6 protein-coding genes are annotated in these 7715 nt (G+C 71.7%); 2 read left to right on the plus strand and 4 right to left on the minus strand.

Annotated features, from left to right (window positions below):
* Window positions 1-128: 128 nt before the first annotated feature.
* From JAO81_RS15795 to JAO81_RS15810, 4 genes are all read right to left on the minus strand, one after another.
* Window positions 129-2531 (minus strand): DUF3488 and transglutaminase-like domain-containing protein, encoded by a 2403-nt coding sequence (locus JAO81_RS15795; RefSeq protein ID WP_199548485.1) that lies wholly within the window; start codon window positions 2529-2531, stop codon window positions 129-131.
* Window positions 2528-3919, minus strand: a complete 1392-nt coding sequence (locus JAO81_RS15800; protein WP_199548486.1) for a DUF58 domain-containing protein — start codon at window positions 3917-3919, stop codon at window positions 2528-2530. The genes JAO81_RS15795 and JAO81_RS15800 overlap by 4 nt, the downstream gene beginning before the upstream one ends.
* A complete protein-coding gene (locus JAO81_RS15805) occupies window positions 3919-4977 on the minus strand; it encodes a MoxR family ATPase (RefSeq protein WP_199548487.1) in 1059 nt (352 codons plus the stop codon). The genes JAO81_RS15800 and JAO81_RS15805 overlap by 1 nt, the downstream gene beginning before the upstream one ends.
* Window positions 4978-5227: 250 nt before the next feature.
* Window positions 5228-5776 (minus strand): carbonic anhydrase, encoded by a 549-nt coding sequence (locus tag JAO81_RS15810; RefSeq protein ID WP_165336925.1) that lies wholly within the window; start codon window positions 5774-5776, stop codon window positions 5228-5230.
* Between the two features lie 336 nt (window positions 5777-6112).
* On the opposite strand from JAO81_RS15810, the gene rsmH reads away from it, so the two are divergent.
* Window positions 6113-7069: a 16S rRNA (cytosine(1402)-N(4))-methyltransferase RsmH gene (gene rsmH, locus JAO81_RS15815; protein WP_199548488.1), complete on the plus strand. Its 957-nt coding sequence runs from the start codon at window positions 6113-6115 to the stop codon at window positions 7067-7069.
* A gap of 22 nt (window positions 7070-7091) precedes the next feature.
* Window positions 7092-7622, plus strand: coding sequence for a cell division protein FtsL (locus tag JAO81_RS15820; protein WP_307813403.1), 531 nt, complete (start codon window positions 7092-7094; stop codon window positions 7620-7622).
* Window positions 7623-7715 lie beyond the last annotated feature (93 nt).

Consider the following 7715-nt stretch of genomic DNA (forward strand, 5'->3'; position numbering starts at 1 on the left):
CCCCCGGGGGGGGGGGGGCGGCAGCTGCGCCGCGCCCGCCCCCCCCCCCTCCTCCTCGTTCGGGGCGCCCTTTGCGCGGGATGCAGTGAAGGGGTGCGGGGGCCGACGCCCCCACACCCCTCACACCGCTACTTGGCCCGTCGCGGCACCAGCCGCTCGAAGCTCCACCGGCCCCCGCCCCAGCGCTCCTTGAGAGCGGACCAGCGGTCCGAGAAGGCCCAGCCCACCCGGACGGCCGAACGCGGGGCGAACGTCGCGCGCAGCCGTGTGCCACGGCTCATCGTGGCCCGCAGACCGGCCCGTACCGTACGGACGTCCTCGGCCACACCGGGCGCCGGCCGTGGCGTCGGAGCGTAGAGCACCTGCTCCACCGCCGCCGCGAGCCGGTGCACCGCCTCGGCCGCGTCGATCTCCAGCTCACCGAGCCGGACGATCCGGGCCGCTGCCTTGCGCGGGGTCTGCGCCTCATCGGGCGCGATGCCGTAGTCCCAGGCCGTATCCGTGACTTCGAGCCACGCGGCCAGCGTTCTCGCCGCCCCGTCCGCCGGTGTACGGCCCTCTGAACCGAGCCGGATCCCACGTACCCGCGTACGCCACATCAGAGGCAGCAACGGCACCCCGATGAGGAGCAGCACGGCCGCCGAGATCCCGAGATACGTGCCCCAAGGCGTCCCGCCGCCCGAACCGGCCCCTGCCGCACCCGGCTCCTGCGACCCGCACTCGCCGAAGCGGCGCAGATCCGCGGGGCACGAGTCCGAGGGCGAAGGGGAACTCTCGCCGCTCGGCGCCGTCGAGCTCGAGGACGAGGGGGCCGCGGTGGTCGGGGAGTCCGACGGAGTCTCCTCACGGGTGTAGTCGGGCGCCGTCCCACGCGTCGGCGTCGGCTCGAAGCGGGTCCAGCCCACGCCCTCGAAGTACAGCTCGGGCCAGGCGTGGGCGTCGCGGAGTCCGACCGACATCGCCCCGTCCGAGGTCGGCGAACCGGGCGTGAAGCCCACCGCGACCCGGGAGGGGATGCCGAGGGTGCGGGCCATCGAGGCCATCGCGAAGGAGAAGTGGACGCAGAAGCCCTGCTTGTCCTTCAGGAAGCGGCTGATCGCCGCCGACCCACTGCCCGCGGTGACCTTGGTGTCGTACGAGAATCCGCCGCTGACCGCGAACCAGTCCTGCAGCTTGACGGCCATCTCGTACTGATTGGTGGCGCCCTCGGTCACCTCGAGCGCCGTGTCGGTCACATCGCGCGGCAGCGAATCGGGAACCTGGGTGAACTCGTCCTCGATATCCGCGTTGGGGGCCGGAGCCCCGGACAGTTTGGCCGCCGTCGGCTGCACGATCAGGCTGCTGACCCGGTAGTTCTTGCCCTTGGTCGTCTCCCCGCGGTCGCCCACGACGGCGCGCCCGATCGGCTCGAAGCGCCAGTTGCCGTCGATGTCGACCGCGGTCGCGGGATACGGCATCGGCAGCCAGTCCTGCGCGTAGTCGTCGGCGGCGGAGATCTCGGTCGTGACCTCCTTGGCGTCCACGTCACCGCTGAGGCCGCGGGGCTGCGGGAACCGCGAGGGCACCTCTTCGATCGCACGTTCCGCCGGCTTCCAGGCCGTGCCGTCGAACTGGTCGAGCGACACGATCCGCAGGTACATGTCCTGGGTGGACTCGGAGTTCGTGCGGTACCTGAGGACCTCGCGGTCGTTCGGCTGGTTGAGGCTGTTCTGCAGCGAGACCAGCGGGTTGACCGCCGAGATCGTCCCGCCGCCGCCCCCGCCCCCTCCGCCGCCGCCCGTGGGGTCGAAGAGCCCGCTGTCCAGCGCGGGCAGCGCAGCCGGCACCACCAGGGCGATGCCCAGGGCGACCGCGCCGATCCGCCGCCCGGTGCGCACCGGTGCGGCGGGCCCGCTGCCGTCGAGCCCCGAGGAGAACTCGCTCGCCCGGCGCGGCGCACCCCCGAACACCCGGCCCCACTGGGAGAGCCGGTCGCGCCCTTCGGCGAGCAGCAGCAGCAGATAGCCGGCCGCGGCGAGGACGAAGAAGAGCCAGCCCGCGCCGCCGTCCGACAGACCGGCCGCGACCGAGTAGAGGGCGAGCAGCGGAAGGCCCGCGGGCGCGGCGCTGCGGAACGTCACCGCGAGGGCGTCCACGATCAGCCCGATCAGCAGGACGCCACCGACCAGCATCAGCTGGATGCCGTCGGTCAGCGGTGCCGGGGTCGAGTACTGCCCGACGTCCTCGCCACCGGTCTGCAGCAGCACCCCGAGCTCCCGGACGGAGTCGGGGCTCGGCAGGAAGAGACCGAAGGCCTCGTCCCGTACGAAGAACACGGTGAGCAGCAGCAGCGTCACCAGGACCTGGGCGGCGACCGTCACCGGACGCGCCAGCGGCACCCGCCGGGCCGCCGCGCCCACACCGGACTGCGCGGCGAGCAGGAACGCGCCCTGCACCAGCCACGCGGCCGAATTGACCAGCGGCAGCAGCGCGCACGCCGCCATCAGCGTGGCCGCGAAGGCGCAGAGCGCGAGCCGCGTGCGGCCGCTCATGACCATCCCCCTGTTGCTTGTGCCTCGGAACGTCCCATGACGCCCGTGCGCTGCCGGTCCGCCTGCTTCCACAGCTCGGGCAGCGACAGCCCCGGCGGTACCGCGAGCGCCGTCCAGCCCGCCTCGCGCAGCAGCCGCAGCCGCTCCTCCAGCTGGGCCGACGGGGCCTGCGCACCGTGCGCCCAGGCCCCGTTGTCCAGGACGAAGGCGACCGCCGCACCGCTGCGCTGGCGCATCCGGGCGGCCACGGCCGCCTGCTCCTCGTCGAGCTCGCCGAGGAACGCGACGAGCAGCCCTTCGGCTCCGCCGCGCAGTACGTCGTACGCACGCGAGAGACCCGCGCCGTCCGAGTGGTCGACCACGGCGAGCGTGTCCATCATCATCCCCGCGGCGTCCGCCGACTCCGTGGTGGAGCCCGCGAACCCGTCGGAGCCTTCGCCGGGCACGGAGTTGCCCGTGTCCGTCAACAGCCGTACGGAAAAGCCCCGTTCCAGCATGTGCACAAGCGCAGAGGCCGCGCCCGAGACCGCCCACTCGAAGGCCGAGTCGGGGCCCGCGCCCTGGTGGGCGATGCGGCGGGTGTCCAGCAGGACGGTGCAGCGCGCACGCTGCGGCTGCTCCTCGCGCCGCACCATCAGCTCGCCGTACTTCGCGGTGGAGCGCCAGTGCACCCGGCGCAGATCGTCGCCGTGCCGGTAGCCGCGGGGGATCACATCGTCCTCACCGGCAAGCGCGAGCGAGCGCTGCCGCCCGTCGCCGTATCCCTGCGCCTCGCCGGACAGCCGTACCGGCGGCAGCGCCTCCACCTTCGGGATCACCGTCAGGGTGTCGAACGCGCTGAAGGACCGCGTCAGTTCGCACATCCCGAACGGATCGCTCAGGCGCAGCTGCAGCGGTCCGAGCGGATAGCGCCCGCGCAGGTCCGACCGCACCCGGTACGAGACCTCGCGCCGCCCGCCCGCCTCGACCCGGTCGAGCACGAAGCGCGGCCGCGGACCGAGCACGTAGGGCACCCGGTCCTGGAGCATCAGGAGCCCGGTGGGCAGCCGCGAGACGTTGTCCATGCGCAGATGCACCCGGGACTCCGAGCCCGCAGGTACCCGCGCGGGCGAGAGCCGGCGCGAACCGGCCACGCGGTAGCGGGTGCGGTAAAGGACGATCGCGCTGACCAGCGGCAGTACGGCGAGCAGCAGCCCCACCCGCAGCAGATCACCCTGGCCGAGCACATACGCGCACGCGGCCGCGGCCACCCCGGCGGCCAGGAACGACCGGCCGCGCGTGGTCAGCCCCGCGAAGGCGGTGCGCAGTCCGCCCTTGTCGTCGTCCGACTGGGAAATCCGGCCAAAGGCCCGCTGTGTGGTTCCCTGCGCCGGCCCCCCGGCCGTCATCACAGCCTCCGCGCGCCGGGCGGCTGCTGGCCGTAGCCCGACATGCCGGGCATCTGTACGGAAGGCGCCGCGGGATAGCCGGCGCCAGGAGCCTGTGCGGCCGGTACCGGGATGCGCTGGAGGATCTCGAGCACGACCTGCTCGGCCGTACGCCGGTTCAACTGGGCCTGCGCGGTGGGCAGCAGCCGGTGCGCGAGCACGGCGACGGCGAGCGCCTGCAGATCGTCCGGCAGGACATAGTCGCGCCCGCTCAGCGCGGCCGAGGCCTTCGCCGCCCGCAGCAGATGCAGGGTCGCGCGCGGCGAGGCGCCGAGTCTGAGATCGGGGTGGTTGCGCGTGGCGCCGACGATCTCCACCGCATAGCGCCGTACGGCATCGGCGACATGGACCTTGCGGACCGCGTCGATCAGCTTCACGATGTCGTGCGCGTGGGCCACCGGCTGCAGATCGTCGAGCGGCGAGACCCCGCCGTGCACATCGAGCATCTGCAGCTCGGCCTCGGCGTTGGGGTAACCGATCGAGACCCGGGCCATGAAGCGGTCGCGCTGGGCCTCGGGCAGCGGGTAGGTGCCCTCCATCTCGACCGGGTTCTGGGTCGCCACGACCATGAAGGGGTTGGGCAGTTCATAGGTCTGCCCGTCGATCGTGACCTGCCGCTCCTCCATGGATTCCAGGAGCGCGGACTGGGTCTTGGGCGAGGCCCGGTTGATCTCGTCGCCGATCACGATCTGCGCGAAGATCGCTCCCGGCTTGAACTCGAAGTCCCTGCGCTGCTGGTCGAAAATGGACACACCGGTGATGTCCGACGGCAGCAGATCCGGTGTGAACTGGATACGCCGCACCGAGCAGTCGATGGACCGCGCCAGCGCCTTGGCGAGCATGGTCTTGCCCACGCCCGGTACGTCCTCGATGAGCAGATGGCCCTCGGCGAGGAGTACGGTCAGCGAAAGCCGTACGACCTCCGGCTTGCCCTCGATCACTCCCTCCACCGACCTGCGGACTTGATCCACGGTGGTGGTCAGATCTGTGAGGCTCGCTCGATCTTCATAGGTCGTCACCCCGGCCCTCCTCGGCCCGTTCAAACGGGCCGATGTCTCTGTGCGACCCGGCCCACCCCGAAACACGGACACCGCGGCCGGATGGTTCCCGTGCGGTGCCTCCCCCGCATTCTTGTTGCCGTTACCCGTTCGTGTCACTTGCCTGCGGACAACTGACTGTCCTATGTCGGGTTTTGGGAGGGTTTATGGGGTGGCGCGATGGTCGTCAGGGGGAGTGAGCCGGGCGCCGTGCGGGGGCGCCCGGCGCCTTTCAGGCCGCGTCGATCTCGTGCAGCAGACCCGTCTTCACATCGAAGACGAAGCCGCGGACATCATCGGTGTGGAGCAGGAACGGCGAGGTCCGCACGCGCTGCATGGACTGCCGTACGTCCTGGTCCACATCGCGGAAGGCCTCCACGGCCCAGGAGGGACGCTGGCCGACCTCGTCCTCGAGCTCGTGCCGGAAGTCCTCGGTGAGGGTGAGTAGACCGCAGCCGGTGTGGTGGATCAGGACCACGCTGCGGGTGCCGAGCGCACGCTGGCTGATGGTGAGCGAGCGGATCACGTCGTCGGTGACGACACCGCCCGCGTTACGGATCGTGTGGCAGTCGCCGAGCTCGAGGCCCAGCGCGTCGTGCAGGTCGAGCCGGGCGTCCATGCAGGCCACGACGGCGACCTTGAGGACAGGACGGGCGTCCATGCCCGGGTCCACGAAGTCGGCGGCGTAGGCCTGGTTCGCCTCGACGAGGCGGTCGGTGACGGTGCCCTGCCCGGATATGGCACCGTTCGGGCTCGAGGAAAGCGATCGCGAAGTCGACATGGAAAAAAGGTAGCGGTCACTGTGTATACAAGCCCGCTGTGAGAGGTGACAAAGAACCTCAAAGGGCCTTGTCGTGACGCACTCCACAGGGAGTGACCACAGGGCCCGTACGGGTGAACGAGCCGGGGGACGACGCGCTCGCCCGGTTGATTGACCGGGACAGGCGGTGGACTAAAGTGACGCGAACCGGCAGACGTGTACGCGACTGGCGGTTACCGAACTCCAGGAGACCGTCCCCCAAACGACGGGCTCCCCGCGCGTGCGGTCGTACGTACGGCTCGGCCTCCTCTCGCTCCGGTCGGTATGTGCGGGCCGCACCCGACCTGAGAGGGTGCGTTGAGCGAGCAGCGACACGTCCCGGTGATGCTCCAGCGGTGCCTGGACCTGTTGGCCCCCGCGCTCACCAAGCCCGGGGCGGTCGTCGTCGACTGCACCCTCGGCCTCGGCGGACACAGCGAGGCCCTGCTCCGGAACTTCCCCGAAGCCCGCCTTGTCGCGCTCGACCGGGACAAGGAAGCCCTGCGGCTGTCCGGCGAACGGCTCGCACCCTTCGGCGAACGGGCCACCCTCGTCCATGCCGTGTACGACGAACTCCCCGACGTACTCGACCGTCTTGGCCTTCCGAAGGTCGAGGGCATCCTGTTCGACCTCGGCGTCTCGTCCATGCAACTCGACGAGGCCGACCGCGGATTCGCCTACGCCCAGGACGCACCGCTCGACATGCGCATGGACCAGACGGCCGGTATGAGCGCCGCCGAGGTCCTCAACACGTACCCCCCGGGCGAACTGGTCAGGATCCTCCGGGCGTACGGCGAGGAGAAGCAGGCCAAGCGCATTGTCAGCGCGATCGTGCGTGAGCGCGACAAGGAGCCGTTCGCCAACAGCGCCCGGCTCGTGGAGCTGATCCGTGACGCGCTGCCCCAGGCCGCCAAGCGCACGGGCGGCAACCCGGCCAAGCGCACCTTCCAGGCGCTGCGGATCGAGGTCAACGGTGAGCTGACCGTCCTGGAGCGGGCGATCCCCGCGGCCGTCAAGGCGCTGGACGTCGGCGGCCGGATCGCGGTCCTGTCGTATCACTCGCTCGAAGACCGCCTGGTCAAGCAGGTGTTCGCGGAAGGCGCGGCCAACACCGCGCCGCCCGGCCTGCCGGTGGTGCCCGAGCGCTACCAGCCGCGCCTGAAGCTGCTCACCCGCGGCGCCGAACTGCCCACCGAGGAAGAAGTCGCCGAGAACCGCCGGGCCGCACCGGCCCGTCTGCGCGGGGCGCAGCGGATCCGGGAGGACCTTTCGTGAGGATGTCACCGGGGGAGGGCGAGTGAGCCGGGTACCGCAGCTGCGGGGGAGGGCCGCGCAGCTCGCCCGGCTGCTTCCCGCAGGGCCCACTTCGGCGGCCCGCACCCCGTTCGTGCTGCTCATCGTGGTGCTGCTCGGCGGCGGTCTGATCGTGCTCCTGATGCTCAACTCGGCGCTCAACGAAGGCTCGTTCCAGCTCAGCAAGCTCCGCAAGGAGACCACCGAGCTCACCGACGAGCAGCAGGAACTCGAGACCACCGTCGACGGCTACTCCGCACCCGACGCCCTGGAGCGCCGCGCCCGCGAGCTCGGCATGGTGCCGGGCGGACCGCCGGCCTTCCTCGACCCGGACGGCAAGGTGCGCGGCACGCCGGGCGAGGCGACCGCCGCCCCGGCACCGGTCACGGCGCCCGCCTCTTCGAAGCCCACCGTGTCCCTCTCCCCGGCGCCCAGCGTCTCCACGTCTCCCGCGCCCAGCGTGTCCACGTCCGCGGCGCCCCGCGTCTCCACGCCCCAGACCAGCCCGTCGCCCTCCACCACCCCCGGCAGGTGACCTTGTGACCGACCGGCACCCGCCGCGCCGCCGCGTCCCCGGACCGGCAAAGCCCCCGCGCCCCGGCGCCCCGCGCCGGCCGGGGCCGGGCGC

This window comes from Streptomyces sp. N35 (genome assembly GCF_016464295.1).
Taxonomy (GTDB): domain Bacteria; phylum Actinomycetota; class Actinomycetes; order Streptomycetales; family Streptomycetaceae; genus Streptomyces.